General features: G+C 50.6%; 30 protein-coding genes. 18 read left to right on the top strand and 12 right to left on the bottom strand.

From position 1 onward, the window contains the following. Positions 1 to 3: 3 nt before the first annotated feature. From VMW30_00365 to VMW30_00345, 5 genes are read right to left on the bottom strand one after another with little or no spacing between them, the layout of a single operon-like run. Positions 4 to 840, bottom strand: a complete 837-nt coding sequence (locus VMW30_00365; protein HUW86820.1) for a purine-nucleoside phosphorylase — start codon at positions 838 to 840, stop codon at positions 4 to 6. Further along, positions 837 to 2,555: a biotin carboxylase N-terminal domain-containing protein gene (locus VMW30_00360; GenBank protein HUW86819.1), complete on the bottom strand. Its 1,719-nt coding sequence runs from the start codon at positions 2,553 to 2,555 to the stop codon at positions 837 to 839. The genes VMW30_00365 and VMW30_00360 overlap by 4 nt, the downstream gene beginning before the upstream one ends. After that, a complete protein-coding gene (locus tag VMW30_00355) occupies positions 2,552 to 3,169 on the bottom strand; it encodes a nucleoside triphosphate pyrophosphatase (protein ID HUW86818.1) in 618 nt (205 codons plus the stop codon). The genes VMW30_00360 and VMW30_00355 overlap by 4 nt, the downstream gene beginning before the upstream one ends. Further along, positions 3,170 to 3,331 (bottom strand): hypothetical protein, encoded by a 162-nt coding sequence (locus tag VMW30_00350; GenBank protein HUW86817.1) that lies wholly within the window; start codon positions 3,329 to 3,331, stop codon positions 3,170 to 3,172. Next, a complete protein-coding gene (locus VMW30_00345) occupies positions 3,328 to 4,899 on the bottom strand; it encodes an acyl-CoA carboxylase subunit beta (protein HUW86816.1) in 1,572 nt (523 codons plus the stop codon). The genes VMW30_00350 and VMW30_00345 overlap by 4 nt, the downstream gene beginning before the upstream one ends. A gap of 18 nt (positions 4,900 to 4,917) precedes the next feature. Here VMW30_00345 and VMW30_00340 point away from each other — a divergent pair, with 18 nt between their 5' ends. Genes VMW30_00340 through purE form a run of 3 tightly spaced genes read left to right on the top strand, consistent with a single transcriptional unit; the run spans position 4,918 to position 7,108 of the window. Further along, positions 4,918 to 5,712, top strand: a complete 795-nt coding sequence (locus tag VMW30_00340) for a biotin--[acetyl-CoA-carboxylase] ligase (GenBank protein ID HUW86815.1) — start codon at positions 4,918 to 4,920, stop codon at positions 5,710 to 5,712. A gap of 9 nt (positions 5,713 to 5,721) precedes the next feature. After that, positions 5,722 to 6,603: a hypothetical protein gene (locus VMW30_00335; GenBank protein HUW86814.1), complete on the top strand. Its 882-nt coding sequence runs from the start codon at positions 5,722 to 5,724 to the stop codon at positions 6,601 to 6,603. After that, positions 6,596 to 7,108 carry a 5-(carboxyamino)imidazole ribonucleotide mutase gene (purE, locus tag VMW30_00330; protein ID HUW86813.1) on the top strand — a complete coding sequence of 171 codons (513 nt, stop codon included), beginning with the start codon at positions 6,596 to 6,598 and terminating at the stop codon, positions 7,106 to 7,108. Before VMW30_00335 ends, purE begins: the two co-directional genes overlap by 8 nt. Here the strand turns inward: purE and VMW30_00325 are convergent. The 3 genes from VMW30_00325 to VMW30_00315 are packed head-to-tail and all read right to left on the bottom strand — an operon-like array spanning position 7,105 to position 10,002. Beyond that, entirely contained in the window at positions 7,105 to 7,521 is a 417-nt protein-coding gene (locus tag VMW30_00325) for a CoA-binding protein (GenBank protein ID HUW86812.1), read from the bottom strand. The two genes, purE and VMW30_00325, sit on opposite strands and share 4 nt — an antisense overlap. After that, positions 7,518 to 8,831: a UDP-glucose/GDP-mannose dehydrogenase family protein gene (locus tag VMW30_00320; GenBank protein HUW86811.1), complete on the bottom strand. Its 1,314-nt coding sequence runs from the start codon at positions 8,829 to 8,831 to the stop codon at positions 7,518 to 7,520. The genes VMW30_00325 and VMW30_00320 overlap by 4 nt, the downstream gene beginning before the upstream one ends. 28 nt (positions 8,832 to 8,859) lie before the next feature. Then, on the bottom strand, positions 8,860 to 10,002 hold the full coding sequence (locus VMW30_00315) for an LCP family protein (GenBank protein ID HUW86810.1): 1,143 nt from the start codon (positions 10,000 to 10,002) through the stop codon (positions 8,860 to 8,862). A 36-nt stretch (positions 10,003 to 10,038) separates the two neighbouring features. Here VMW30_00315 and VMW30_00310 point away from each other — a divergent pair, with 36 nt between their 5' ends. From VMW30_00310 to VMW30_00295, 4 genes are all read left to right on the top strand, one after another. Next, complete coding sequence (locus VMW30_00310; protein HUW86809.1) at positions 10,039 to 11,031, top strand: glycosyltransferase family 2 protein; 993 nt, start codon at positions 10,039 to 10,041, stop codon at positions 11,029 to 11,031. A 37-nt stretch (positions 11,032 to 11,068) separates the two neighbouring features. After that, positions 11,069 to 11,899, top strand: a complete 831-nt coding sequence (locus VMW30_00305; protein HUW86808.1) for an ABC transporter permease — start codon at positions 11,069 to 11,071, stop codon at positions 11,897 to 11,899. A 97-nt stretch (positions 11,900 to 11,996) separates the two neighbouring features. Continuing rightward, positions 11,997 to 12,683, top strand: a complete 687-nt coding sequence (locus VMW30_00300) for an ABC transporter ATP-binding protein (protein ID HUW86807.1) — start codon at positions 11,997 to 11,999, stop codon at positions 12,681 to 12,683. Beyond that, positions 12,670 to 13,941, top strand: coding sequence for a SpoIID/LytB domain-containing protein (locus tag VMW30_00295; GenBank protein HUW86806.1), 1,272 nt, complete (start codon positions 12,670 to 12,672; stop codon positions 13,939 to 13,941). The genes VMW30_00300 and VMW30_00295 overlap by 14 nt, the downstream gene beginning before the upstream one ends. Here VMW30_00295 and dapD read toward each other — a convergent pair. Next, entirely contained in the window at positions 13,934 to 14,863 is a 930-nt protein-coding gene (gene dapD, locus VMW30_00290; protein HUW86805.1) for a 2,3,4,5-tetrahydropyridine-2,6-dicarboxylate N-succinyltransferase, read from the bottom strand. The genes VMW30_00295 and dapD overlap by 8 nt on opposite strands. A gap of 29 nt (positions 14,864 to 14,892) precedes the next feature. Here dapD and VMW30_00285 point away from each other — a divergent pair, with 29 nt between their 5' ends. The 11 genes from VMW30_00285 (at position 14,893) to VMW30_00235 (ending at position 23,209) form a co-directional block, all read left to right on the top strand. Further along, positions 14,893 to 15,423, top strand: a complete 531-nt coding sequence (locus tag VMW30_00285) for a TIGR00730 family Rossman fold protein (GenBank protein ID HUW86804.1) — start codon at positions 14,893 to 14,895, stop codon at positions 15,421 to 15,423. 24 nt (positions 15,424 to 15,447) lie between these two features. Then, the gene (locus tag VMW30_00280; protein ID HUW86803.1) at positions 15,448 to 15,636 is read left to right on the top strand and encodes a sigma factor-like helix-turn-helix DNA-binding protein; all 189 of its coding nucleotides are present in this window, start codon (positions 15,448 to 15,450) and stop codon (positions 15,634 to 15,636) included. A 121-nt stretch (positions 15,637 to 15,757) separates the two neighbouring features. Further along, positions 15,758 to 15,940: a DUF3117 domain-containing protein gene (locus VMW30_00275; GenBank protein ID HUW86802.1), complete on the top strand. Its 183-nt coding sequence runs from the start codon at positions 15,758 to 15,760 to the stop codon at positions 15,938 to 15,940. 27 nt (positions 15,941 to 15,967) lie between these two features. Further along, complete coding sequence (locus VMW30_00270; GenBank protein ID HUW86801.1) at positions 15,968 to 17,449, top strand: leucyl aminopeptidase family protein; 1,482 nt, start codon at positions 15,968 to 15,970, stop codon at positions 17,447 to 17,449. Next, positions 17,449 to 18,075 (top strand): class I SAM-dependent methyltransferase, encoded by a 627-nt coding sequence (locus VMW30_00265; GenBank protein ID HUW86800.1) that lies wholly within the window; start codon positions 17,449 to 17,451, stop codon positions 18,073 to 18,075. The genes VMW30_00270 and VMW30_00265 overlap by 1 nt, the downstream gene beginning before the upstream one ends. 133 nt (positions 18,076 to 18,208) lie before the next feature. Continuing rightward, positions 18,209 to 19,369, top strand: a complete 1,161-nt coding sequence (locus VMW30_00260; protein ID HUW86799.1) for a trypsin-like peptidase domain-containing protein — start codon at positions 18,209 to 18,211, stop codon at positions 19,367 to 19,369. Positions 19,370 to 19,424: 55 nt separating this feature from the next. Further along, positions 19,425 to 19,724, top strand: a complete 300-nt coding sequence (locus VMW30_00255) for a sec-independent translocase (protein ID HUW86798.1) — start codon at positions 19,425 to 19,427, stop codon at positions 19,722 to 19,724. After that, the gene (locus tag VMW30_00250; GenBank protein HUW86797.1) at positions 19,721 to 20,839 is read left to right on the top strand and encodes a P-loop NTPase; all 1,119 of its coding nucleotides are present in this window, start codon (positions 19,721 to 19,723) and stop codon (positions 20,837 to 20,839) included. The genes VMW30_00255 and VMW30_00250 overlap by 4 nt, the downstream gene beginning before the upstream one ends. Further along, on the top strand, positions 20,839 to 21,753 hold the full coding sequence (locus VMW30_00245) for a DMT family transporter (GenBank protein ID HUW86796.1): 915 nt from the start codon (positions 20,839 to 20,841) through the stop codon (positions 21,751 to 21,753). Before VMW30_00250 ends, VMW30_00245 begins: the two co-directional genes overlap by 1 nt. Continuing rightward, positions 21,750 to 22,592 (top strand): PHP domain-containing protein, encoded by an 843-nt coding sequence (locus VMW30_00240; GenBank protein ID HUW86795.1) that lies wholly within the window; start codon positions 21,750 to 21,752, stop codon positions 22,590 to 22,592. The genes VMW30_00245 and VMW30_00240 overlap by 4 nt, the downstream gene beginning before the upstream one ends. Beyond that, positions 22,589 to 23,209 (top strand): MarC family protein, encoded by a 621-nt coding sequence (locus tag VMW30_00235; GenBank protein HUW86794.1) that lies wholly within the window; start codon positions 22,589 to 22,591, stop codon positions 23,207 to 23,209. Before VMW30_00240 ends, VMW30_00235 begins: the two co-directional genes overlap by 4 nt. A gap of 29 nt (positions 23,210 to 23,238) precedes the next feature. Here the strand turns inward: VMW30_00235 and VMW30_00230 are convergent, their stop codons facing one another. From VMW30_00230 to VMW30_00220, 3 genes are read right to left on the bottom strand one after another with little or no spacing between them, the layout of a single operon-like run. Beyond that, the gene (locus VMW30_00230) at positions 23,239 to 24,612 is read right to left on the bottom strand and encodes a DEAD/DEAH box helicase (GenBank protein HUW86793.1); all 1,374 of its coding nucleotides are present in this window, start codon (positions 24,610 to 24,612) and stop codon (positions 23,239 to 23,241) included. 1 nt (position 24,613) lies between these two features. Beyond that, a complete protein-coding gene (locus VMW30_00225) occupies positions 24,614 to 24,871 on the bottom strand; it encodes a DUF3107 domain-containing protein (GenBank protein HUW86792.1) in 258 nt (85 codons plus the stop codon). Between the two features lie 47 nt (positions 24,872 to 24,918). Further along, on the bottom strand, positions 24,919 to 25,545 hold the full coding sequence (locus VMW30_00220; protein ID HUW86791.1) for a TetR/AcrR family transcriptional regulator: 627 nt from the start codon (positions 25,543 to 25,545) through the stop codon (positions 24,919 to 24,921). Position 25,546 lies beyond the last annotated feature (1 nt).

Raw genomic sequence — 25,546 nt, 5'->3', positions numbered from 1 at the left:
GCTCTAGAGTAGTTTTGGGATAACAGCCTTGAGAAGAGCTCCCATTCGACCCGCCGCTTCCTTGCCAGCTTCGATTACCTCTTTGTGATTAAGTTTCTCCCCGGTTATCCCGGCTGCCGCATTCGTGACCAGTGAGATTCCCAATACCGCAGCGCCGAGGGCGTGAGCGGCAATGGCTTCGGGGACGGTGGACATCCCAACAAGATCCGCACCAATCGTACGCATCATGTGGATCTCGGCGGGGGTTTCATACGCTGGCCCGCGCCAGTGAACGTAGACACCTTCTTCTAGAGAAGGATCCTCTCTTCTTACAATTTCGCGAATTCGCTTGCTGTACAGGTCTGTGAGATCTACGAAATCCGCACCAATCAGAGGGCTGGTAGCGGTCAAGGAGATGTGATCGCGGATGAGCACTGGTTGGCCGACTCGGAATGTGGTGTTAATCGCACCGCAAGCATTTGTGAGAATCACGATCGAGCAACCGGCTTTAACAGCCGTTCTCACCGAATGAACGACTGGTTCCAGACCCTTGCCTTCGTACAGGTGAGTTCTTCCGAGGAAAACGAGTGCGTTGAGCGGTCCGTGGTTGCCCTCTAATTCGTACGAGCGAATCTTTCCAGAGTGGCCAACAACTGAAGGACGAAGGAAACCGGCAACATCGTGTGCGTCGAATTCGTGCGCTGGAGTTCCGAGGGCATCGCAAGCATCGATCCATCCCGAACCCATCACGAGGGCTACGTCATGCTTTTGTAACCCCGTTATCGCAGCAATCTCACGTGCCGCCACGGTAGCTGTCCCAATGGGATCGCTATAAAGATCTTTCAAATCGTTCTGGCTCATGCGTCAATAATGTCACAGAGAATGGCTCCGTTTGAAACGTTTTCTCCGATAATTGCAACAAGGTTGGTGATGATTCCTGACTTGTGGGCCATGAGTGGTTGCTCCATTTTCATTGCTTCAAGAACAATCACTAGATCTCCCATCTCAACGAAGTCGCCTTCACCTGCAGCAATCTTCACGACGGTCCCTTGCATGGGACTGGTGAGGCCGTCGCCGGTCACTAATCCACTCATTCCTTGTTTCGCACGATGGCGCTTATGAATGGGTTCGGGTGCATGGAGAATGACGTCAAAGCGATGCCCATTTACTTCCGCGACGAGGTGTTCGGCAGCCGCATGAGTAGGTACGTGAACTGTGTGTTTATTGAATTCAGGAATCTCGTTGATGAATTCGGTTTCGATATAACTTGTGTAGACAGAGAAATCATCCGTGAATGCTCTGTCCTGAAGAATTGCGCGGTGGAATGGAAGCGCCGTGGCCAGGCCACCGACATGGAATTCATCTAGTGCTCTGCGCGCACGTTCGATGGCCTGCTTACGAGAACTCCCTGTCACAATTAATTTAGCGAGTAGTGAATCGAAATTTCCGCCAATCATGTCGCCACTCTTAAATCCTGCATCAACCCGAACTCCTGGCCCAGAGGGAACTCTCCACTCTGTAATGCGGCCGGGTGCCGGAAGGAAAGATCGTCCCGGGTCTTCACCATTAATACGAAATTCCAAAGAGTGCCCGCGGACGATGGGATCATCGAATCCGAGTGGCTCGCCCATGGCGATACGGAATTGTTCGCGCACTAAATCAATCCCGGTTACTTCCTCACTCACCGGATGCTCTACTTGAAGGCGGGTGTTGACTTCGAGAAAGGAGATGGTGCCATCAAGGCCCACCAAGAATTCGCATGTCCCCGCACCGACGTACCCAGCCTCCTTCATGATTGCTTTGCTCGATCGGTATAGCTCGGCATTTTGCTCATCCGTCAGAAATGGTGCGGGCGCTTCTTCAACTAATTTTTGGTGACGACGCTGAAGTGAACAATCCCGCGAGCTAATCACAACGGCATGGCCAAAAGAATCGACAAGTACTTGAGTTTCGACGTGACGAGGCCGGTCCAGATATCTTTCGACGAAACACTCGCCGCGACCAAAGCCCGCTATTGCCTCGCGTACGGCAGAATCAAAGAGTTCGGGTATTTCCTCCATGGTGCGGGCGACTTTTAAGCCGCGACCGCCACCGCCGTGGGCGGCTTTAATTGCCACTGGAAGTCCGTGTTCTTTTGCAAACGCAGTTACCTGTTCGTGACCATCTACTGGATCCGCGGTTCCTGCAACCAAAGGTGCGCCAACTTTTGCGGCGATTTTTCTTGCAGAGACTTTGTCGCCGAGCAAGCGAATGGCATCCGGTGATGGACCGATCCAGACCAAACCAGCGTCTAAGACAGCTTGAGCGAAATTGGCATTTTCCGAGAGGAAGCCATACCCAGGATGAACCGCTTCTGCTCCAGATTCACGAGCGATGGCGATGATTTTTTCAATATCAAGGTAAGTTTGCGCCGCGGTTAGACCGTTAAGAGAGTAGGAAGCGTCTGCTGAGATCGCATGGATCGCACCTCGATCCTCATCGGAGTAGATGGCGATACTTTTGATTCCGTGGTCTTTGCACGCACGAATAATCCGTACTGCGATCTCGCCACGGTTGGCAATCAATACGCTCTTCATTTTTGAACCTCATCAGGTTGGTTGGTTACATCGTGCCAGGTATAGCCCAACTGTGTCGTCATTTTACGAACGAGGGGAATTGAAAGTCCGATTACGTTGGTGTAGTCGCCTTCTATGCTGGAAATAAATGCGCTGCTCAAACCATCCAAAGTGAATCCTCCCGCTACTCCCAGTGGTTCTCCAGAGGCCACATAGTCGTCTATTTCCAAATCCGTGAGTTCAGAGAAATTCACCTTGGTAGTAGCAATATCGGAAATTTCGATCTCGCGTTCTGTGTCAATAATGCAATGACCTGTATGTAAGAGTCCCGATTTTCCGCTGAGCTTTCTCGAACGTTCGCGTGCCACCTCAGGTGTGAGCGGCTTACCTAAAGATTCTCCTTCAAATTCAAAAGTAGAGTCACAAGCAATGATAAGTCCGGACACGGAAATGACTTCCCGAACTGTGTGTGCTTTGACGATGGCCAATGCGATCACCATCTCACGCGGAGGCATTGACTCATAGATGGGATCTTCTTCGAAGACGTTGCTGACCACAATCGTTGGCTTAATGCCCGCGGCTTCGAGAAGTCGCTTACGAGATGGAGATGCTGAGGCAAGAATGATTGAAAGCATTTATACTTTCCTTGGAAGCGGTTGACGAAGTTGCGGCTCGCCCCAAGTGCTCTTTAATACTTTCTTCTTGGGCCTGGAATCACGATGAGTTTTGAGCGCAACTTCTAGAGCAATCAATTCCTCAGGAGTAGGAGTACCCGAAGTGATCGTGTATCGGATCACAGAGGAATATTTCCGTGTTTACGTGGAGGAAGCACATCACGTTTATTCCGCAGAGCTCGAAGGGCCTTTGTAATATATTCGCGGGTCTGGTTTGGCTCAATCACCGCATCAATAAAGCCACGATCCGCTGCCAAGTAGGGGTTTGCCAGAGTTTCGTTGTAGTCATTGACTAATTCGGCGCGAAGGGCGACTGCATCCTTGGCCTCTGCCAATTCCTTACGGTAAAGAATATTTACTGCACCTTGTGCGCCCATCACGGCAATTTCGGCACTTGGCCAAGCAAGGTTGAGATCCGCTCCCATGTGCTTAGAACCCATCACGATAAATGCACCGCCATAGGCCTTGCGGGTAATCAATGTAATAAGAGGCACGGAGGCTTCGCCGTAGGCGTACAGCAACTTTGCCCCTCTGCGAAGAATGCCGTTCCATTCTTGCTCTGTTCCGGGCAAGAATCCTGGAACATCAACGAGTGTGATAATTGGAATGCTAAAAGCGTCACAGAATCTAAGAAAGCGTGCGGCCTTTTCACTTGAATCGATGTCCAAGGTGCCAGCGAGTTGAAGTGGCTGACTGGCGATGATTCCAACGGTATGACCTTCAACTCGCCCGAAGCCAACGATGATGTTTGGGGCAAAAAGTGCATGCACTTCTAGGAATTCATTCTCATCAAGCAATGCCTGGACAAGAACTTTCATGTCATACGGCTGGTTCGGGCTATCTGGGATGAGGGAATCAAGCGCAGCGTCTGTGGTTTTATGCTCCAGCGTTTCAGTTGGTTCGAGAATCGGCGCACCATCAACGTTATTGCTCGGCAAATAGGAGAGTAGCGCTTTTACATAATCCAGAGCATCTTCTTCATTTTCGGCCAGGTAGTGAGAATTGCCAGTACGGACGTTATGAGTATGCGCTCCACCGAGTTCTTCCATGCCAACTTCTTCGCCCGTCACAGTCTTGATGACATCTGGTCCGGTAATAAACATGTGGGAAGTTTGGTTCACCATCACCGTGAAGTCAGTCAGCGCGGGTGAGTATGCAGCGCCTCCGGCACTAGGTCCGAGGATGATGGAAATCTGCGGGATCACGCCAGAGGAGCGGGCGTTAAGCCTAAAAATCTTGCCATAGCCGCTCAGAGAGGCGACACCCTCCTGTATTCGAGCACCTCCCGAGTCGACGATTCCAACGAGGGGAATCCCCGTCTTCAACGCGTGTTCTGCAATTTTTACGATCTTTTCGCCGAATACTTCTCCGAGACTGCCACCCATGACAGTGAAATCTTGGGAGTAGATGGCCACGTTTCGCCCATCAATGGTGCCGTAGCCGGTTACAACCCCATCGCCGTAGGGACGGTTCTTATCCATCCCGAAATTGGTCGAGCGGTGGCGGGCAAACTCATCGAGTTCGGTAAAGGATCCCGCGTCTACGAGTTTGGCGATGCGCTCGCGCGCGGTCATCTTCCCTTTGGCGTGTTGCTTTTCGATCGCCCGCTCTGACCCAGCATGGACTGCATCAGTCAATCGGTCGCGCAGGTCTTGGATTTTTCCCGCTGTTGTATGCAGATCACGGCTCATACCCCTACGGTACTAGGCATGAGCCCTTTCGGTATCCCACTCGACTCTTCGAAATTAAATTCCGCATTAGAAGACAGTTACTGGCGGGTAAGCGTGGTTGATATCACTGGTTCCACTCAGACTGATTTAACGACAGCGGTTCGCAAGAACGAGGTTACACATGGCGAGGTCCTGGTAACTGAATTTCAAAGCGCCGGTCGCGGAAGACTCGATCGAAGTTTTGTGGCGCAGCCAGGCACCGCCTTGCTTTTTTCCTTCTTCATAACTCTAGGCAAGGAAAAAGTTGAATTGGGGTGGCTTCCACTGCTTGCGGGCCAAGCACTTTGCAAATCGATGGAAGATGTTCTAACAATTACTTCCACTACGAAGCCCTTACTTAAATGGCCCAATGATATTTTGCTAAATGATCGTAAGGTTGGAGGAATTCTTGCCGAACGGGTAGATTCTGAAAATGGTCCTGGGGTGGTAGTGGGCATTGGCCTCAACTTCTTTGCAACTCAGGAGGAGCTTCCAGTATCAAATGCGACGTCCCTAGTGCTTGAAGGATTTACCGGAACAAGCAGAGAAGAACTACTCGTTTCGTTTCTGAAAAATATGTCCTTATATTTGCAACGATGGGATCGCGGTGATGTGTCCTTGATCCAGGAATATATTGATCGAAGTGCCACAATCGGCAAACCAGTTTCCATTGAATTGCCGAGCGGTGACCGAATAGAGTCAGTCGCGGTCTCAGTTGCACGATCCGGAGCGCTCACACTTGAAAATGGCAGCCAGATTACTGTCGGAGATGTAGTGCATATACGGGCCAATTAGGATTCCATTGTGACAAATAGTTTCCCTGTTCTCGGATTTATTGGTTCTGGTCCTACTGCACGTCTCATCGTTGCTCCCGCGATTGATCTTGGGGTGGACTTATTGAAATTCATACCTACGTCTAATCTAAATGACTTACGAGATTTCGCTTGCAAGTGTGATGTGATTTTGCATGAAGAAGGCGCTCTGGCAGTTTCCACAATTCGCACTTTGGAAGAGGAAGGATTCAACCTTCGGCCAAGTTCAAGGGCTATTATTTTTGCGAATGAATTTAATGCGAAATCTGCCGAGATGCACGTAAGTGATTCAGACTCTCGACTTTCACTTATAGTTGCTCGCTCTCCGCACAATCAATGTTCGGTATGGAGCCCCTCTCAACTATATGGCGACTCTCTATTTTCTGTGACGCCACCGCCGGACTTCTTCTTAAATGATTCTGCACGAACTCAAGAATTGGCACTTGAAATTGCCCGCGAGATTGGCTTAGTAGGGGTCATGCATATGGAAATAACTCTGAATTCTGGAATTTGGGCAGTAACGCATATAGACGTTCATCTTAATCTGGCGGGAAATTGGACACTCGACGGATCTCGAACCAGTCAATTCGAACAGCATCTGCGGGGGGTGCTGGATTTACCACTTGGTGATCCGACGATGACATCAGATTTTGCGGTATCTGCAACCTTTCATTTAGGAAGTTCCGAAAATATGTACCGTCCGTATCTTCATTTGATGGCGCGCAGTCCCGCTCTAAAATTCCATCAATACCGCCCAGATGGTGGAATAAGTACCCCGCAAGGACATGTCACCGCAGTAGGGGATGATCTCGTAGACTTACAGCAGTGCGTTACCCATGCAATCGACTATATGAGCGGAGCAGTCAATGAATGAAGCAACTGTTGCAATAGTTATGGGATCTGACTCTGATTGGCCCATCATGGAAGAAGCGACAAAAGTATTTGATTCTTTTGGGATCACCTATTCGGTGCAGGTCATTTCTGCACACAGAATGCCACTAGAGACTGTTGAGTTCGCCCAGAGCGCGCAGGCGCAAGGTATCAAGATCATCATTGCGGCCGCGGGTGGAGCCGCTGCACTTCCCGGAGTAATTGCCGCTCTCACTCCTCTACCGGTTATTGGAGTCCCCATTGCTTTGAAATCTTTTGATGGAATGGATTCATTGCTTTCAATCGTCCAGATGCCGGCAGGCATTCCAGTGGCCACTGTCAGCGTAGGTGGTGCCAAGAACGCCGCGATATTGGCGACGCGCATTTTGGGAATTGGCGACGCCGCCATTTCGGCCCTGGTTTCAAAAGCCATGGTCGAGATCCATGATGAAGCGAAGGCGAAAGGCGAGAATCTTCAGGCTCGTCGCAATCAACGAACTGGTTTCTAGTTTTTAGATTCGCGTCTTCCATACTCAATCGCCGGGCAATGATCCATTACCGCGAGCAGTCCCGCTTTTTTTGCACGCTCTAACCCGTCTTCATCAATAACATTGAGTTGTAGCCACACCGCCTTAGCGCCAATGGAAATTGCCTCGTCTATGACTGCGCCGGCGAGATTCGAATTTACGAATACATCTACAACATCGATGGGGAAAGGGATAGCTGAAAGTGAGGCGTAACCCGGTTCACCGTGGACAGTTTCTGCCCTTGGATGCACGGGAATTATTCGATGTCCCTTTTTTTGAAGAAGATCGGACACTCCATATGCAGCACGGTCTGCGTTATTGCTTAGGCCAACAACCGCCCAGTTTTTCAGGGCGAGAATTTGATCGATAACGTCTTCGGTCGTGTCTTTCTTCATCTATCCGCGCGCCCAAGAGCATGAAAACTCCAACCGGCCCGAATCCACTCTTCGCGGTTTAAGGCATTACGTCCATCAAGGATGAGCGGATTTTTCACGACATTGATGAGATCGAATGGCTTGAGTTCGCGGTATTCGCGCCACTCGGTGAGATGTAGGACGATATCGGCTTCATCGAGACAATCTTCAATCTCATCGGCAAAGGAGAGTTGAGGAAAGCGCTTGCGGGCATTATCAATTGCTTTCGGGTCATGGACGGTAATTTTCGCGCCCGTACCGTGTAGTTGGGATGCGATGTCCAAGGCCGGCGAATCTCTAACGTCGTCGCTTTCAGGTTTAAATGCGGCGCCCAGAATGGCAATTTTGAATCCGGATAAATCTTTTCCCAAGAGCCTGTGAACTACTTCAATTACTCTTCGGCGGGCACGCAAATTGATGGCATCAATCTCGCGTAGGAATTCGAGAGCTTGATTGGCTCCCAATTCATCTGCTCTTGCCATAAACGCGCGAATATCTTTAGGAAGGCAACCCCCGCCAAAGCCAATTCCAGCCTGAAGGAATTTGTTGCCAATACGTGGGTCATATCCAATGGCCTGTGAGAGAACGGTTACGTCAGCGCCCGCCGCCTCACACACCTCGGCCATCGCGTTAATAAAAGAAATTTTTGTTGCCAGAAATGAGTTTGCTGCGACTTTCACCAACTCTGAAGTGGGAAGATCGGCGCGAATCCATGGCGTTCCGATTTCGAGAAGGGGTGCGAACACTTCTCGGAGGGTTTCTTCTGCGGCATCGCCAGCAACCCCAACAACGATTCGATTGGGGCGAAGCGTGTCTTCGATCGCAAACCCCTCGCGCAGGAACTCTGGATTCCATGCTAGTTCGGCTTGCGGCGCTGACGTAGCAAGTTTCTTGCTGAGAGCTTCTGCGGTCCCGACCGGAACAGTTGATTTTCCTACGACGAGTGCGCCGGGTTTAAGAAAAGGCATCATGGATTCGAGGGCGCCTTCAACATAACTGAGGTCGGCAGCCAGGCTGTTCTTTTTCTGAGGCGTTCCGACACAAATGAAGTGCACGTCGGCATTGGAAAGATCTGAAAAATCTGAACTGAATGTGAGCCGACCAGTCGCGAGCTGTTCACGAAGAAGATCTTCCAAACCTGGCTCGTAAAATGGTAATTCACCGCGCGAGAGTCGAGCGATTTTTTCTCTATCGGAATCGACTCCTACGACCGTGTATCCAAGTGAGGCCATGCAGGTTGCGTGAGTTGCGCCCAGATATCCAGTGCCAATAACAGAGAGAACGTGTTTCATGGGCTTTAGTATAGAAGGGCTCCATCACCTATTTGAGCGCACCACAAGGATTCTCATTTGCGGTCCGAGTCCCGAATTTATCGATGATGGTGGTAGTGAGAGAAGGGCTGGGCTTCGCGCTGACCGTTTTTTTGACGTTAGTTGATGTAGCGCTAGGGGATGGAGTTACGGTGTCCACGACGGAGAGGTCATTGCGAAGCCGAGTGAATAACTCCGGGGCCAATACTGGGTCCCAGACAACTGTTGATCCAAGACCAGGAACTGAGTAATTAACATTTGATAAAGGAACAGTGAGTGTGCGAATCTTGGTTGCAGATAAGTTGCGTACCTGTTTTGCCAGATCAACTAAGTCTGCACTATTAAGTGCTGAATCAGTTTTAACAGTCGCGATTGCGGCATTGAAGAAATTAATCAATTTAACTGGGTTGAGAAGTACTCCGGTACTCATCGCCTTGCGGAGCACTGAACTCATGAATTGTTGTTGCCGTTGCATGCGACCTAGATCACCCATGCCATCAAAATCTCGGGTTCTCACGTACTTCAGGGCTTCAATCCCGTTCAGGGTATGAACGCCAGCCGACATGACCAAGTGGCTCTTAGGGTCATTAATACTTGTTTTAGTGCAGACTTGAATTCCACCGAGCGCGTCGACCACATGCGCGAATCCCGCAAAGCTAATTTCAATGTAGTGGTCAATGCGAAGTTGCGTCATTTCTTCTATGACTTGAATAAGTAAAGGCGCATCGCCCCAACTATAGGCGGCATTGAGTTTTGCTCGAGTTGCCGGAATTATCCTCCCATCGGGCTCAGTGCGTTGCGGAATTGTCACCAATGTGTCACGAGGCAGTGAGATGATGACGGCGTTATCTCGTTCTTTGCTGATGTGGACAAGAAGTATGGTGTCAGAGCGTTTGCCAGCGGCAGTTGTCTTCCGGCCAACTCGCAATACTTTTAATTCTGCATTCGTCAATCCTTCACGGGTATCAGAACCGACAAGCAGATAATTAAGCGCGGTAGATGCTTTCTCCGGGCGTGTTTTCAATCCCTCAAATGCATTAACCCTGTTAAGGGATCCGCTCACATGCCCTAACCCAAGCCAGGAGAAGGCGGAGACGAATAACACCCCGACGGAAAGTGAGGTTATTATCCGAATTGTGCGCGTGGATTTCACAGGGAGAGCGTACTTGCACGATAGCGTGGTGGTGTTATGAAATTAGTTGAGTCCGATGGTCACGCCCAAAATGGCGTATCTGTGATCCTGCCCGTCCTCAATGAAGAGCGTTATCTGGCGCATGCCGTAGAAGCGATACTTTCTCAGGATTATCTCGGGAAGTTGGAAGTCATTCTCGCCATAGGGCCATCAACAGATCGGACCCAGATAGTTGCTGATGAATTGAAAGAAAGGGATTCTCGAGTTGTGATAGTCGAGAATCCATCAGGGAAGACTGCTGCTGGCCTCAATCTGGCGATCAAGGTATCTGCCTACCCAGTCGTTGTCCGAGTAGACGGTCATGCCGAGATTCCAAATAATTACATTTCATTGGCTGTCCAAATATTGAAGGAAACAGGCGCAGTCAACGTAGGTGGAGTCATGGCCGCGGAAGGAAAGACGAATTTTGAACGAACCGTCGCTCTTGCAATGCGAAGTTCATTGGGCGTGGGAGCATCCCGTTTTCACACCGGGGGAAGCGCCGGCCCGGTAGATACGGTTTATTTGGGTGTTTTCAAGCGTGATGCGCTCATTGCTGTTGGTGGTTTTGATGAGCGTTTTACGCGAGCCCAAGACTGGGAACTCAATTATCGGCTGCGGGCGGCGGATGGGGTTGTCTATTTCGATCCGCGACTTCAAGTGACGTATAGGCCACGGCCGAATCTCAAAGCGTTGGCAAGGCAATATTTTGAGTATGGTCGTTGGCGCCATGTTGTGATCAGGAGGCATCAAGGCACTGTCAATCTTCGATACCTCGCACCTCCAATGGCCTTTCTTGGAACTGCTTTTTCAATTTTGTTTGGTCTTCTGTTTTCTCCGCTTTGGCTCATCCCTGCCTGCGTTTATCTATTATTCCTATGTTTTGCGTCACTACTTATTGGTCAAAGGATTGCGGATTACCTGAGACTTCCCTGGATCTTATTTACCATGCATATGTCGTGGGGCGCCGGATACCTGTTCTCGCCACGGTCTCTCGTACCCTCCGGGTGAGTCCTGCTCCTCGGACCCCTTGCGGTAACCTGTCACAATGCAAGTTGTTCCAGTTGAAATTTATGAGCCGTATAAGGTGGGGTTGCCTCCACTTCGAAAGTATTGGCGCTCTCTTTGGGCGCGCCGGGCATTTATTTCTGAATATTCGCGTTCAGAGCTGCATGAGAAGCACTTTGATTCCGTCTTTGGCCAGGTCTGGCTTGTTCTCAATCCACTACTTCTATCTGGAGTCTACTTCTTACTGATCGTGATCATCGGCGGTCACAGTGACAAGGTGCGTTACGTCCATCTAACGGGTTGCCTCTTCCTATTTTATTTTGTAGCTAATTCCATGACTGCCGGATCGAAATCTGTAGTCAGGGGCCAGAAACTCATTCTCAATACCGCGTTTCCCCGGATCATGCTTCCCATTTCAGTGACATACATTTCCTTTATCAATTTCCTCCCCACAATTTTGGTGTTCTTTGTTATTCGAACGGCAATGGGATTTCCATTCGGGTGGGCATTGCTCTGGTCGATTCCGGTAGTTCTAATAACTGGAATTTTCGCGCTGGGGCTTTCAATCTTGATTTCTTGCGCCACGGTCTATTTCCGCGACATCTCCAGTTTCTTGCCATATCTCAGCAGAACCTGGCTCTACCTTTCACCAATCCTCTATGAGGTATCCACTCTCAGTCCACAACTGCGATCGATTGAAGCTTTCAACCCGCTCTTTCCTATGCTCGATTCCTGGTCCAGAAGTATTGTTCACAACGAGGTACCGCACTTAACTAGCATGCTCCAAGGATTGGCATGGGCATTAGGTATCTTGTTTATCGGAACCTACTTCTTCTTATCGAGGGAGCGCGATTTTGCTGTCCGTGTCTAATTCCGAACATAAACCTGGTGAACTCGCAATTTCGGTTCAGCACTTGGGCCTCGTGTACAAAACAACGATCGACCGGCGTTCGACGTTAAAAGCCCGCATGAGTACTCTCGGTCGCGGAACAAAACACACAAGAATTATCCACGCCCTTGACGATGTCTCACTCGATGTTCCGTATGGATCTGTTCTGGGGGTTGTAGGTGCCAACGGCGCTGGTAAATCGTCGTTAATGCGCGTGATTTCTGGAATCTTGCCGCCCACGCGGGGGCGTGTCGAGGTCTACGGAAAAGTAAGTACGTTGCTGGCACTTGGCGTCGGCTTCAATCCTTCCCTCTCCGGTCGAGAAAACGTGCAACTTGGCGGGTTAGCAGCGGGGATGTCGCGCCAGGAAATTCAAGAGCAGTTTGATGAGATCGCCGACTTTGCCGAACTAGGTGAGGCCATTGATGCCCCGATGCGCACATATTCCAGTGGAATGTTCTCCCGGCTTGGATTCTCCGTGGCAGTGACAATTAAGCCCGACATCTTGATAGTGGATGAAGCGCTGAGTACGGGGGATGCAAAGTTCAAAGAGAAAAGCCTCAATAAGATCAAAGAACTGCGTGGTGAAGATCGTGCCCTCATACTAGTGAGCCATGGTCTTGCAACGATTCGAGATGTCTGCAACGAAGTTGCTTGGCTGCACAAAGGCAAATTGATTCAACGCGGCGAGCCAAACGAAGTCGTTGGAGCCTACGAGAAGTTCTTGAAGGTCGGAAGAAGTGCAGCTACCGATGAGGATATTTAAGGGGCCGTTCCTTTTTATAGTTTCACTCTTTTTCCTAGTCGCAACAAATCCAGTTTCTGCGCACGCAGATACCACAATTCCGACCGTTTTCAATTTTCAAGGTTCAGGGTACGGACATGGAATTGGTATGAGTCAGATCGGCGCGAGGGCGCAGGCTTTGGAAGGCAGAACGGCCTCTCAAATTTTGCGTTACTACTACTCGTACGTGACAGTGGAACCCTTTAAGGATGATCAGATGCTGCGAGTAAACATTGGCCACCTGCTTACCAATTTTTCTCTTCGAACTGACACGCTGCTCGGGCAAGTGCAAATTATTGCGGGCGATGTGAAAGATTCTTTGCTAGTTGAACCGTTGAGAGTGATGCCGACTAAAGCGCAGTTGAACTTCACTTTGCTCGGCGACGTAGCTTTCCCAACCATTCTTGCGCCGGATGGAACAGTTGATTCACTACCGAGTGGCACAACCTGGACGATTCGTTGGACTGGGACTCGATATCTAGAAGGTTTACCAGCAACTGTTTTGTTTGTGAACGGAAAGGTGACTACGAAATACCGATATGGACAGATTCAGGTGAAACTCGTGAAGACGGCCGTTCTTGGATACCGAATTGAGGTGACAAATACTGTCCGTCTTCATGATGAGTACCTTTGGGGAATAGGGGAAGTTCCGTCTTCTTGGCCGCTGGCAGCGCTGCAGGCGCAGGCAATTGCTTCGAGGACGTATGCTCTCAACAAAGTCGGATCGCTCAAAACCAGTTGTGACTGCAACATATACGGATCCTCGCAGGACCAGGCATTTGTTGGATATTCCAAAGAGTCGGAGGCAACCTACGGCAAGTTGTGGAAGGCGGCGGTTACTTCCACTTCCACTGATGACAGAACTGGATTAGCAATCCTTTTGGGTTCTAAACCCATCGGTGCCTATTACTCTTCTTCATCCGGTGGTATCACTGAATCATCACAGAATGCTTGGGGTACTGCGCTTACTTATGCGATCAGCGTCCCCGATCCATGGAGTTTGGACCCGACTTATAATTCTCGCTACGCAAAATGGGTCCGTCCCGTCACGCAAGCACTCGTGTCAAGCGCCTTCGGATTACCCGATGTCGTGAGCCTTCAGGTGGTCTCAAGAAATTCAAGCGGCACTGTGGCAAAGATCATGGGTATGTCAAGTGACGGAAAGAGAATCACAATCAAAGGAGTGATTTTTCAAAGTAGAACGAAGTTGCCCTCTGCCTGGTTTGAGATTATTAGTTAGCGTGCAAAATTGAGTTAAGTCCACCCCACGTGCCGGTGCGCATGACCGCTTCTAGATTTCCGCCCACACTATTTCGACGGTAGAGAAGGTTGCTTGCTCCCGACAGGGTTTTAGCTTTTACTACCTCACCATCTGGCAGCGTAATTTTTGCCACCGCAGTAATGTAGGTGCCAGCTTCGATGATGCAATTGTCGCCTAGTGATATGCCAAGTCCGGAATTGGCACCGAGTAAGCAGCCCTTGCCAATTGATACAATTTCTTTTCCGCCACCGCTTAACGTCCCCATGATGGAGGCTCCGCCACCGATATCTGATCCGTCTCCGACGACTACTCCGGAAGATATTCGTCCCTCCACCATGGAGGTACCCAGGGTTCCGGCATTGAAGTTGACGAAACCCTCGTGCATGACCGTTGTGCCGGAGGCAAGATGAGCGCCGAGGCGCACGCGATCGGCATCCGCAATACGAACCCCGCTAGGGATTACGTAATCGACCATGCGGGGGAATTTATCAACTCCAAAAACTGTCACATTTGCGTGTTTCGCAAGGAGTCTGCCGCGAGTTTCCTCAAAACCTTCAACTGAGCAGGGACCTTGCGAAGTCCAGACCACATTATTGAGAACTCCGAATATGCCTGCCAGGGAGAGGCCGTGCGGCGGAACAAGTCGGTGGGAGAGCAGATGCAGACGCAAGTAGGCGTCAACCACATTCTTCGGGGCTTCATTAAGGTCAATCTCTACTGAGAACAATTCGCGGTTGACACGACGATCCTCATCACGCCTGATGAGTGCTTCGAGAAAATCCGGCGCAGGACCAGCCTTCTCACCTAGTGCGGGAGAAGGGAACCAAGCGTCGAGCACGACCCCGTCAAATGTGACTGTTGCTAGGCCATGACCGTGAGCGGAGCGCGAAATGGGCGACATGGTCAAAGGGTAGCCCCTATCCTTCGGGGATGCGTGTCTGCGTTTACTGTTCATCATCTCCGACGATCGATAGTAAGTATCTTGACCTTGCCACCAATTTGGGCGGTGCGATCGGTGCAAAGAAGTGGGAATTAGTTTCTGGCGGTGGGCATATCTCGATGATGGGGGCGGTGGCCAGGGGTGTTCGTGCTGGTGGAGGTCGCACGATCGGCGTTATTCCGCAGTCTCTGGTCGACATTGAGTTTGCCGACAATGACAACCACGAGTTGCATGTCGTTGATTCCATGCGAGAACGAAAAGCAATGATGGAAGATATGTCCGAGGCATTTATTGCACTGCCTGGTGGGCCAGGAACGCTGGAAGAACTTTTCGAAATATGGGTTGGTAGATTTCTTAACTTTCACAACAAACCGGTGATTATTCTTGATCCCTTTGGTCTCTACGATCCACTTCGAGAACTCCTTGACCATCTTGAGAGAGAGGGGTTTGTAAAGCCCGGCCAGAGAGAGTTGCTCCATTGGAGCACGACGGTTGAAGAGGCGTTGGGCCTTTGTCGGTGACCCCATGTCTGTAATCTTGGAGCCATGACTTCGCAGACTCTGGCCCAGTTGCTTGCCAGTCTGCCCGAGGAGGAGCGGATCATCCTGACCCTGTATTACGTGCGTTCTCTGAGTTCGGCTGAGATCGCCGAAATCCTGCACGTCCCAGAAAGGGCAGTTTCTGGAGTAATAATTGCGGGAAGAACTCGCCTCACCGCACGCTTAAATATGTGAGAATTCGCCCCCAATTTCCTGCTTGGGCGGTAAATGCGAGATACTTCTCCCTCATCCCGCGAGTAGGTGTGGATCGCTAGCCCGGCAGGGTCTGCAGACGTGATTGAGAAGGAGTCCGAAGATGGCAGCCATGAAACCTCGTACTGGCGATGGACCCATGGAGGTCACAAAGGAGGCTCGTAGTCTGGTGATGCGCATCCCGCTCGAAGGTGGCGGACGTCTTGTGGTCGAACTCAATGGCGAAGAAGCCGCGAATCTTGGAAACGCGCTCCACGCGGCGGTACAACTGTTAGTCAAGAAATAATTCACTCACTTCGCTAGCGTGAGCGCCATGGAAATACCGACGCTTGTCGCGCGGCCCCTTGAGTTTGAGTTAGTCGTCGACTCCGATGTTGTAGCAATTGGATTCACTAAATCCGAAAGTGGTGAATTCGCTTTCCCATCTTCCGTGGCAATGGTCAACCGCATTGAATCTAAATTTGAACTCAACCTTGCCGACGAGTTGGCTTTTTTTCCAACTACCGGAAAAGCGGGTGAGGTTTTTGAAATTCCCGTAAGCGTAGTTGATGTGAAAACCGAGCGGTTAATTTTTGTAGGACTCGGGAAGCAATCCGTTGCAGATTTTAGAAATGCCGGAGCCGCCGTGGGCCGCAAGATGAAAGGCACTTCGAAATCTCTTTTTAGCTTAGCGGCATCATCGCGAACGGATGTTCGTGCACACGCGATTGCACTTGTCCTTGGCACTTATCAGTGGAGTCAGAAATCTGAAACCAAAAAAAGTGAGGTTCCAAAGTTTGTAGTTGCGGACACTCACCTGCATGAGGTTCAGCGAGCCGCGCTCATGGCAAAGCACGTTTGGCTTGCCCGCGATCTCATTCATACGCCTTCCAATATAAAGAATCCTGCTTGGATTGCAGAACAGTCTAAAAGTATGGCGAAGAAGAATGACCTGGCAATTAAGGTTCTTGCTGGTAAGGAGTTAGATGGATTCGGCGGACTGCTTGCTGTCGGAAATTCATCGCCCATCCCTGGTCCCCGTTTTATAGAGGTTACTTACGCTCCGAAGGGCTCTAAGGCTTGGCCCCACGTCGTTCTGGTTGGCAAGGGAATCACTTTTGATACTGGTGGCGTCTCTCTCAAGCGCCCATATGACAACATGATCGGCATGAAAAGCGACATGGCGGGTGCTGCAGCGGTGCTAAGCGTTATAACTGCAATGCCCGATATCAAACCACGCGTAAGGGTGACAGCATTATTGATGTGTGCGGAGAACTCACTTTCAAGAACTGCCCAACGTCCCAGTGATGTCATTAAACATTACGGCGGTACGACTGTAGAGGTTATAAATACCGATGCGGAAGGCCGGCTAGTCCTGGCCGACGGGCTTGCCTACGCTGACAGAAAATTAAATCCAGATTACTTGGTGGATGTAGCAACCCTTACTGGCGCAGCAACCGCAAGCTTGAGTCGGAATTACGCGGCAATGTACACGCGGGATGTGGCGTTAGCCAAGACCCTGAGTTCATTGGGGGAGAAGTCAGGTGATCGTGTCTGGCACATGCCTCTTCTTGATGATTACAAAGGCGCCCTAACAAGTGAGATCGCAGACTTTAATCACACGGCGCATGGAGCCCAATTTTCCGCGGGTTCCGTGACTGCCGCGCTCTTTCTCGAACATTTTGCCGGCAAACGCAATTGGGTACACCTAGATATAGCTGGACCGGCGCGAAGTGAGAGCGATGCGGGAGAAAATCCAAAAGGTGGCACGGGATTTGGCGTTCGACTTCTGATTGACTGGATTGCGGGGCTGTAATGAAAGTTGATATGCATACTTACGCCGAAGCATTTATTACAGAAGATGAAGTTCTGATGCGGGCACGTGCGCGCGGTGTCGAAATCGGTTCAAATAACATTTCATCTGGCACGGGAGCCCTCCTTCACTTTGTGGCGCACTTGATTTCGGCACAATCAGTCGTAGAAGTCGGGACTGGATCTGGGGTTGGCGGCTTGTGGTTACTGCGTGGAATGATAGAAAGTGGCACATTGACGTCCATTGATAGCGAAGCCGAGCACGCCCGAATCGCTCGAACGGCTTTTGCTGAGGCGGAAATTGCGCCCCAGAGGTACCGTTTAATAACCAATCCAGTGCTGGACGTAATCAGCAAACTCACTGACCGCGCATACGATCTTGTGGTTCTTCGAAACGAGCCCGAGGATCTGAGTTTTGCTATCGACGAAGCCCATCGCATACTCCGCACCGGTGGGGTCTTGGTCATAGATAGTTTCTACGGGGGTGGCAAAGTTTGCGATCCTGCCCAACGTGATCCGCGCACTATTGCTTTGCGAGAAGCAGGTAAGAGTATTAAATTGGCGACGAATACGTGGGTGACCTCGCTTTTGACCGTTGGAGACGGGTTGTTACTTGCAACGAAACGTTGAATTCCTAGAGATCCATATTTCTAGGAAATCTGGGAGCGCTCTCTCATGAAATTCTCTGTAACGCGATATTGAATGGGCCATTGATGGATTTTAAAGAGGTTCGCAAGAGAGTAAAGGGGCAAGTGAGTTGAGTATGGAATCGATGGAGCCTAACGAGTCGCAGACGTATCCCTCTGCGGAGACACCTACTCACGCTTGGTGGTCTGATCCAATTTACAAACCAAAACGCACCTACATACCTCTCGGTTCTGCCGTCATATTGGCGGTAGTCGCAGGTCTTGTTGGTGGAACAGTCGGTGAACTAACAGGTGGCAGTTCGATTCTGGGCCATCGCGTCAATCTGGTTTCGGTATCTAGTTCAATCGAGCGGCAACCCAACTCGGTGGCAGGTATTGCGCGTCGAGTTCTTCCTTCGGTTGTTTCCATATCCACGCAGACTGAAAGCGGAAGTGATACTGGCTCTGGTTTTGTGATTGATAGTTCGGGATACATTCTGACCAACAATCACGTGGTTGAGGGCGCTACGAACACGTCTGGATCAATCATCGTGAAACTCAACGACGGTCGGACGCTAGACGCGACTGTAATTGGCAGGGATTCCTCCTACGATTTAGCGGTCTTGAAAGTCAAAGCAACGAATCTCCCCGCCCTTCAATTCGGTGATAGCGACAAGATCGCGGTTGGTGACCCAGTGATTGCGATTGGATCTCCATTGGGACTGTCTGGGACTGTTACATCAGGAATTATCAGTGCGAAGGATCGTGCTGTGACTGCAGGCGGACCAAGTGGTGGCAACTCATTTATTAATGCCATACAGACCGATGCGGCCATCAACCCTGGTAATTCGGGTGGACCACTTGTCGATTCGACAGGTGCGGTCATCGGGGTGAATTCGGCGATTGCATCTCTCGGCTCGTCTTACGGAAGTCAATCCGGATCTATCGGACTGGGTTTCGCGATTCCAATTAACCAAGCGCGCAAGACTGCCAATCAATTGATCAAGACCGGAAAGGCAACTTATCCGATCCTAGGGATCTCGGTTGAATCTAATTTCAGCGACGGTGGAGCCAAGATCACCAGTGGTGCCGCAGGAGTTCGTCCCGGGGGTCCCGGAGACAAGGCGGGATTGAAGCCGGGAGATATCATCACGAGATTTGATGGCAAAGCGATCGGTAGTGCCGACGAATTGATCGTTGCAGTCCGTGCAAAAAGCGTTGGCGACACCGTTTCGCTCACCTATCTCCGAGATGGTGTGTCTCATGATGTGGTTGTGACTCTTATCGCTGCCGAATAATTCGGCCAAGTAATGCTCGGCGGTTGCTTCGAGGGTAAAAGGGTAGGCTCTACTTATGTTTTTTGATATTGGAGCCGGCGAAATGATCGGATTAGCCGTCCTTGGGATGATTCTGGTGGGTCCTGAGCGCCTTCCCAAACTTGCCTCCGATGCTGCTCGCATAGTCCGGAAGATCCAACAATTCTCGCAGGCGGCAACCAATGAGTTGAAGGAGAATCTAGGTCCTGGATTCGAAGACCTTCAACCGTCAGACCTCAATCCAAGGACTTTTATTAAGAAACAGCTTGCCGAAGCGCTTGATGAAAAAAACGACTCCTCACTTCCAATCCCAAAAATAGATCCGGATGTCCTATGACCGTTATCGAAAAAATCCATGCTGCTCTTGAGAAGGTTCAGGATCCAGAATTGCACAGACCACTTCCTGAGTTGGGAATGATTGCGTCTGTTGAATTTGACGGTGGCACTGCCAGGATAAAAGTTCTTCTCACGATTTCTGGATGTCCGATGCAGGATCGCTTGAGGGATGATGTTGGCAGTGCATTGCGAAGTGTTGAAGAAGTCACGGATGTGATCCTCGATTTCGGTGTCATGTCCGAAGAGCAGAGAAATAATGTAAAGACGATTCTTCGAAATGGTCGGGAAAAATTCATTCCCTTCGCACAAGCAGATTCGCTAACTCGAGTTATCGGAATTGCCTCCGGCAAAGGTGGGGTTGGTAAGTCGTCTCTCACCGTAAATCTCGCAGTCGCCGCCGCACAAAAGGGGTTACGCGTGGGAATTCTTGATGCGGATGTGTATGGACATTCTGTTCCACGGTTGATGGGGTTAATGGGGCAGAGACCTACCGCGATTGACCAGATGTTTATCCCTCTCGAATCTTATGGAGTGAAAACAGTTTCTATGGAGATGTTTAAGCCAGAGCGCTCTGATGCAGTTGCCTATCGTGGCCCTCTTCTTCACCGAGTCCTAGAGCAACTCTTAAGCGATGCATATTGGGGCGATCTGGATCTTCTCTTTGTTGATTTACCACCCGGAACGGGCGACTTGGCAATTTCCCTAGGTAAATTGGTACCTGCCTCGGAAATTATTGTGATTACTACCCCGCAGATTGCTGCGGCAGAGGTTGCCGAAAGGGCGGGCCGCATTGCTCATCAAATAAAGCAGCACGTGATCGGTGTGATCGAGAATATGTCTGATTTTCCGTGCCCCAGTTGCGGTGAGCCGATTTCTTTGTTTGGGACAGGTGGAGGTGAAGCCACTTCGGAGCGCCTCTCGCAATTAGTGGGCGCAGATGTACCTCTTCTGGGCAAGATTCCATTTAGCGACGCCCTACGAACTGGTGGTGATTTGGGGACCCCGGTTGTTCTCTCCAATCCGGATTTGCCCGCATCGGTGGCGATTGTTGAAATTGTGACTAATCTAATTGTGAGAAAGAAGTCTCTGGTCGGAGTTCCACTGGGATTTGCTTAATGGGTTCCACGCGGTCCAATCAAATTACGAGCCACGATTCGATACCTGGCAAGCACGACCTAGTTCGACTAGGTATTGGGATATTGGGAATCGGAACATCGGGTCCGTTAATTGCGCTTAGTTCTATGCCAGTATCCACCCTTATCTTCTGGAGGAATCTGGGTGGCGCGATCGTGACGGCGCCCTTCGCTTTCCGGCATAAGCAACTCACGCAGCGAGCTGGACTGAAGTGGTCGATCCTCGCTGGAATTCTCCTTGCTCTTCACTTTTGCGGTTTCTTTCTGGCAATGAGAATGACAACCGTCGCGGCAGGAACCGGCATCGTCGCACTTCAACCGATTTTTGCAGCTCTCTTTGTAAAGTTCTCTGGGGCACACATTCCTTCTCGGGCATGGCTGGGAATGGCCGTGAGTTTTGGTGGAGTGCTGCTTGTGTCTGGAGTAGATCTCCACATTTCATTTCGATCCTTTCTGGGTGATTTTGCTGCGTTTATTTCCGCAGCACTGGCGGCCTTGTACGTGATGGTGGGAGCGCGTGCCCAGGAAACCATTGAAACCACTACATATACGACCATCTGTTATTTCGTCTGCGCAGTGACCGTGCTTCCCTATTCGCTGATGAATTCACTTCAGATCCTGCATTTCACGGCTAAGGAGTGGTGGATCGTTGGCGGGCTAATTCTTGGGGCGCAAATTCTCGGGCACACCATGTTTAACTCAACGCTGAAAAGAGTTTCACCTGCAATTGTTTCTCTCGTTGTCTTTTTCGAAGTTCCCGTGAGTTCGATCCTGGCTTTCTGGTGGCTAGACCAACGCCCAAATATCTGGGTTGTACCTGGAATTGCGATGATTCTTTTTGGGTGCGCCCTGGTAGTCCTTCGAGCTAGGCCAGCAAGGCTTGCGGTTCTCACATGATAGATATTCACGCACACACGACCGTGAGCGATGGAACAGATTCGCCACGGGCATTGGTCAACAATGCCATTATTCAGGGCCTGGATGTCCTAGGCGTGACCGATCACGATTCCATCGCAGGTTGGGAGGAAGCAAGCGGTGCGATTCGAGGAAAACTGAAACTAGCCCTCGGAGCCGAAATTTCCTGTCTCACTTTGAGTGGCTTGAGTGTGCATATGGTCGGACTCCTATTTGATGGCAATGATGTCGCAATGTTGGAAATGCTCGAACAGACTCGGGATGACCGCATTCCTCGCATGATAAAAATGATCGAGTTACTCAATGCAGATGGAATCTCGATCACTATGGAAGACATCGATGCAGTGAAACCTCCGGGCGCAACGCTAGGACGTCCCCATCTCGCTGACGCTCTCGTCTCCTTAGGTTTTATCAAATCGCGAGACGATGCCTTTAAAGGTTTGCTCAATAACGAATCCAAATACTACGTGGCTCACATGGCGCCTACACCTGAGATTGCGATTGCGCAGATACGCTCTTCGGGGGGCATCGCCATCATTGCCCACCCATTTGCTTCCCATCGCGGAGAAACATTATCTCCTGATGATTTTCTTCCGTTGCTTGAGGCCGGTCTTAACGGGATCGAAGTCGACCATAGAGACCAGTCTCCCGAAGAGCGAAAGATATTGCGGGAAATCGCGCATGAATTAGACCTCGCGGTTACTGGCTCAAGTGATTATCACGGAACGGGGAAACTCAATAGATTGGGTGAGAATGTCACAACCCCCGAGGAGTGGGCTAAATTGGAGTCCCAAGCTAGAGGGAAAGTGATTCGGATATGAAGCCAGATACCGCGAGCGCCCTAACTTTCTCTGTGCAGGCCTTCGTAACCCTGTTTGTAATTATGGATCCGCCGGGAGCTGCGCCTATATTTCTGGCTCTGGTGGCGGATAAGACTCCAAGAGTGCGACGTCGGCTTGCCTATCAAGCGGCGGCAGTGTCACTCTTCGTCATTGCCCTTTTTGCAGTATTTGGACGTTTCATCCTCGGTTACCTGAATGTCTCCATTGAGGCGCTGCAAGCTGCGGGTGGACTTCTCCTGCTTCTCATCTCACTAGAGTTACTTACCGGACGCAGCAACCCTGAAAGTGCGGATTCGAAAACAAATATTGCTCTCGTTCCACTTGGAACCCCGCTTTTAGCAGGCCCGGGAGCGATTGTCGCAACCATGATCTTCGTTCAGCAGGCACAAACACCAGCCCGCATAACAGGACTCATCATTGCGGTGATTGCGGTCCATCTGGCAATAGGACTCACATTGCACGGCTCAACCACCATTGTTCGAATTATTCGAGAGTCAGGTGTGACTTTAGTGGCGCGCGTCGCGGGATTGTTGCTCGCAGCGATTGCGGTTCAGATGATGGTCGAGGCTATAAAGGGATTTGCTTCAACGTGGTAACTTCACCTTGTTAGCCAACTCAAATAAAACTAACTTGCAGTACTTTTAAATTTCTTACTTCTCGTCCTTGTTCGTTCTGTCCTTGTACGTTCGGTCTTGGGGCTGGCAGGGGCTGCCAATTTGGGTGCGTGATGTGCCTTTTCTTTGAAAGTTGCTCGTGAAGCAGTGACCGTGACCGGGCGAGCCTTCGTCATGCGACCAGTAGAGCCGGCGGGAATATTTAGCTCGTCGAAAAGATGCTCTGACGAAGAATACGTCTCAAGCGGCTCTTCTAGGCCCAATTTTAGCGATTGGTTGATGAGACTCCACCTGGGCATGTCATCCCAATCGACAAAAGTGACACCAATTCCGTGTGCTCCAGCGCGGGCAGTACGTCCGATGCGGTGAACGTAGGTCTTGCCATCTTCTGGACACTGAAAATTAATGACATGCGTAATTCCATCAATGTCGATACCGCGTGCGGCGACATCAGTAGCGACTAGCACATCGGACTTGCCAGCTTTAAAATCTGACAGTGCGCGCTCACGGGCACTCTGGCCAAGATCACCATGGATTGGTGCAGCTCTAAATCCGCGTTCGAGCAGATCGTCGGCAGTTTTCTGGCAGGTTCGCTTCGTGCGACAGAAGACCATCGTGGGACCTCGACCCTGCGCCTGCAAAATTCGTGCCAACATCTCAATCTTGTCCATGGCGTGCGCTCTAAAGATGTGTTGTTCAACGCGAGAGACAACCGCGCTTTCGTCATCGTTCTCTTGGGTGCGGATGTGTATTGGTTGAGACATAAATCGTCTAGCCAGGGCAATGATGTCTCCCGGCATGGTTGCTGAAAAGAGCATTGTTTGTTGGCGATTCGGCGTGCTGGTGAAGATTTTTTCTACATCTGGCAGAAATCCAAGGTCCAACATTTCATCGGCTTCATCAAGTACAAGACGGGCGACTTTGTTCAATTTCAATTGACCCTGGCGATAGAGATCAAGCAGGCGTCCCGGAGTGCCCACAACAATCTCGACTCCATCCTGCAACTGCTCGATCTGCGGTTCAAAAGCCCGTCCGCCGTATATAGCGAGTACCCGGATTCCGCGCCCCGCAGTCAACTCTTCGATATCACGCGCTACCTGCAAGCAGAGTTCACGTGTTGGCACAACCACTAGGGCTTGTGGCAGATCAGCATTTTCAAAGGTGGCCCATTCAGGATCTAGCGGAGCGATTATTCGCTCGATAAGCGGAATGCCAAAAGCCAGGGTCTTACCAGTTCCAGTTTTTGCCTGTCCGATGACATCACCATCGCTGAGAGCGATGGGCAAGACCATTTCTTGAATGGCAAAAGGCGATGTAAATCCATGGGCCAAAAGAGCTGCGACAGTCTCTTGTCTCAGGGATAGATCAGCAAAAGTTTTTGTCACCTTAAACTGTGCCGAAGCCGACTCGGCGCTCTGCTTGCTCCCCTATTTCAACAAACGCAACCTTGTCGGAAGGCACAATTATTTCCCGACCCCGAATATCACTCAGTACCAGAGGAGACCCGGAAGCAAGCGCCACCGTTACCGCAGATCTAATCTCATCTACGCTCGAAGGGCATTCAAACGCTAGTTCGCTCGCGATATTGGTAATGGCGATGCGCACTTCGACTTTCTGGCTTGGAGCTGTCTTCTTTGCACTCATGCTCGAATCCTACCGAGTCAGGCGAGTGATTGCCGAATGACGAGTGATTACCGCTCATCCGTGCGTGGAAATCCAGAAATTCCCCGCCAAAGGATGCTCGTTAAAAGATTCGTTGCAACTTCACGCGATAATTTACTGTCGCGATCTAGCCAATGTCTGGCTGTAACTTGGACAGATCCGATCAGCCCAACACCCAAGAGCATCGCTTCCTCTCGTGGTAATCCAGTATCGATAGAAATGACGGCACTGACCGCAGCAGCGCAGTCATATGTCATCCGGTTGAGGCGCTCGCGAACGGCTGGTTCGACACTCATATCGCTTTCGAATAGAAGCCGAAAGGCTTCGCCTTCGCTCTCTATAAAATCAAAATAGGCCTCAACGGTTGCACTCACCCGATTCGCATTTTCGGGCGTTGAAGCAATTGCCTTTTGAATCTTGAATACCAGAGTATCGATGTGGAGATCCAGGACCGCCAAGTAGAGTTCAAGTTTGGATGGGAAGTGTTGATAGAGAACGGGCTTGCTCACACCGGCATGATCGGCAATCTCATCCATGGCGGCTGCGTGGTAGCCAGCGGCTGTAAATACCTCAAGTGCGGCGCTCAGGAGCTGAGCGCGCCGCTCGTCACGCGGAAGGCGTGCCTTGTTTTCAGTTCGAATCTCACTTGTACTCATT

It is taken from the genome of Candidatus Paceibacterota bacterium (genome assembly GCA_035530615.1).
GTDB lineage: Bacteria > Actinomycetota > Actinomycetes > Nanopelagicales > Nanopelagicaceae > QYPT01.
This window is presented reverse-complemented; position numbering and strand designations above follow the sequence as displayed.

What these genes read in the sequence shown, in the direction of transcription:
- VMW30_00365 (HUW86820.1), bottom strand. Translation starts at nt 840, where the DNA reads ATGAGCCAGAACGATTTGAAAGATCTTTATAGCGATCCCATTGGGACA.
- VMW30_00360 (HUW86819.1), bottom strand. Translation starts at nt 2,555, where the DNA reads ATGAAGAGCGTATTGATTGCCAACCGTGGCGAGATCGCAGTACGGATT.
- VMW30_00355 (HUW86818.1), bottom strand. Translation starts at nt 3,169, where the DNA reads ATGCTTTCAATCATTCTTGCCTCAGCATCTCCATCTCGTAAGCGACTT.
- VMW30_00345 (HUW86816.1), bottom strand. Translation starts at nt 4,899, where the DNA reads ATGAGCCGTGATCTGCATACAACAGCGGGAAAAATCCAAGACCTGCGC.
- VMW30_00340 (HUW86815.1), top strand. Translation starts at nt 4,918, where the DNA reads ATGAGCCCTTTCGGTATCCCACTCGACTCTTCGAAATTAAATTCCGCA.
- purE (HUW86813.1), top strand. Translation starts at nt 6,596, where the DNA reads ATGAATGAAGCAACTGTTGCAATAGTTATGGGATCTGACTCTGATTGG.
- VMW30_00325 (HUW86812.1), bottom strand. Translation starts at nt 7,521, where the DNA reads ATGAAGAAAGACACGACCGAAGACGTTATCGATCAAATTCTCGCCCTG.
- VMW30_00320 (HUW86811.1), bottom strand. Translation starts at nt 8,831, where the DNA reads ATGAAACACGTTCTCTCTGTTATTGGCACTGGATATCTGGGCGCAACT.
- VMW30_00310 (HUW86809.1), top strand. Translation starts at nt 10,039, where the DNA reads ATGAAATTAGTTGAGTCCGATGGTCACGCCCAAAATGGCGTATCTGTG.
- VMW30_00305 (HUW86808.1), top strand. Translation starts at nt 11,069, where the DNA reads ATGCAAGTTGTTCCAGTTGAAATTTATGAGCCGTATAAGGTGGGGTTG.
- VMW30_00300 (HUW86807.1), top strand. Translation starts at nt 11,997, where the DNA reads ATGAGTACTCTCGGTCGCGGAACAAAACACACAAGAATTATCCACGCC.
- VMW30_00295 (HUW86806.1), top strand. Translation starts at nt 12,670, where the DNA reads ATGAGGATATTTAAGGGGCCGTTCCTTTTTATAGTTTCACTCTTTTTC.
- dapD (HUW86805.1), bottom strand. Translation starts at nt 14,863, where the DNA reads ATGTCGCCCATTTCGCGCTCCGCTCACGGTCATGGCCTAGCAACAGTC.
- VMW30_00285 (HUW86804.1), top strand. Translation starts at nt 14,893, where the DNA reads ATGCGTGTCTGCGTTTACTGTTCATCATCTCCGACGATCGATAGTAAG.
- VMW30_00280 (HUW86803.1), top strand. Translation starts at nt 15,448, where the DNA reads ATGACTTCGCAGACTCTGGCCCAGTTGCTTGCCAGTCTGCCCGAGGAG.
- VMW30_00275 (HUW86802.1), top strand. Translation starts at nt 15,758, where the DNA reads ATGGCAGCCATGAAACCTCGTACTGGCGATGGACCCATGGAGGTCACA.
- VMW30_00270 (HUW86801.1), top strand. Translation starts at nt 15,968, where the DNA reads ATGGAAATACCGACGCTTGTCGCGCGGCCCCTTGAGTTTGAGTTAGTC.
- VMW30_00265 (HUW86800.1), top strand. Translation starts at nt 17,449, where the DNA reads ATGAAAGTTGATATGCATACTTACGCCGAAGCATTTATTACAGAAGAT.
- VMW30_00260 (HUW86799.1), top strand. Translation starts at nt 18,209, where the DNA reads ATGGAATCGATGGAGCCTAACGAGTCGCAGACGTATCCCTCTGCGGAG.
- VMW30_00255 (HUW86798.1), top strand. Translation starts at nt 19,425, where the DNA reads ATGTTTTTTGATATTGGAGCCGGCGAAATGATCGGATTAGCCGTCCTT.
- VMW30_00250 (HUW86797.1), top strand. Translation starts at nt 19,721, where the DNA reads ATGACCGTTATCGAAAAAATCCATGCTGCTCTTGAGAAGGTTCAGGAT.
- VMW30_00245 (HUW86796.1), top strand. Translation starts at nt 20,839, where the DNA reads ATGGGTTCCACGCGGTCCAATCAAATTACGAGCCACGATTCGATACCT.
- VMW30_00240 (HUW86795.1), top strand. Translation starts at nt 21,750, where the DNA reads ATGATAGATATTCACGCACACACGACCGTGAGCGATGGAACAGATTCG.
- VMW30_00235 (HUW86794.1), top strand. Translation starts at nt 22,589, where the DNA reads ATGAAGCCAGATACCGCGAGCGCCCTAACTTTCTCTGTGCAGGCCTTC.
- VMW30_00225 (HUW86792.1), bottom strand. Translation starts at nt 24,871, where the DNA reads ATGAGTGCAAAGAAGACAGCTCCAAGCCAGAAAGTCGAAGTGCGCATC.
- VMW30_00220 (HUW86791.1), bottom strand. Translation starts at nt 25,545, where the DNA reads ATGAGTACAAGTGAGATTCGAACTGAAAACAAGGCACGCCTTCCGCGT.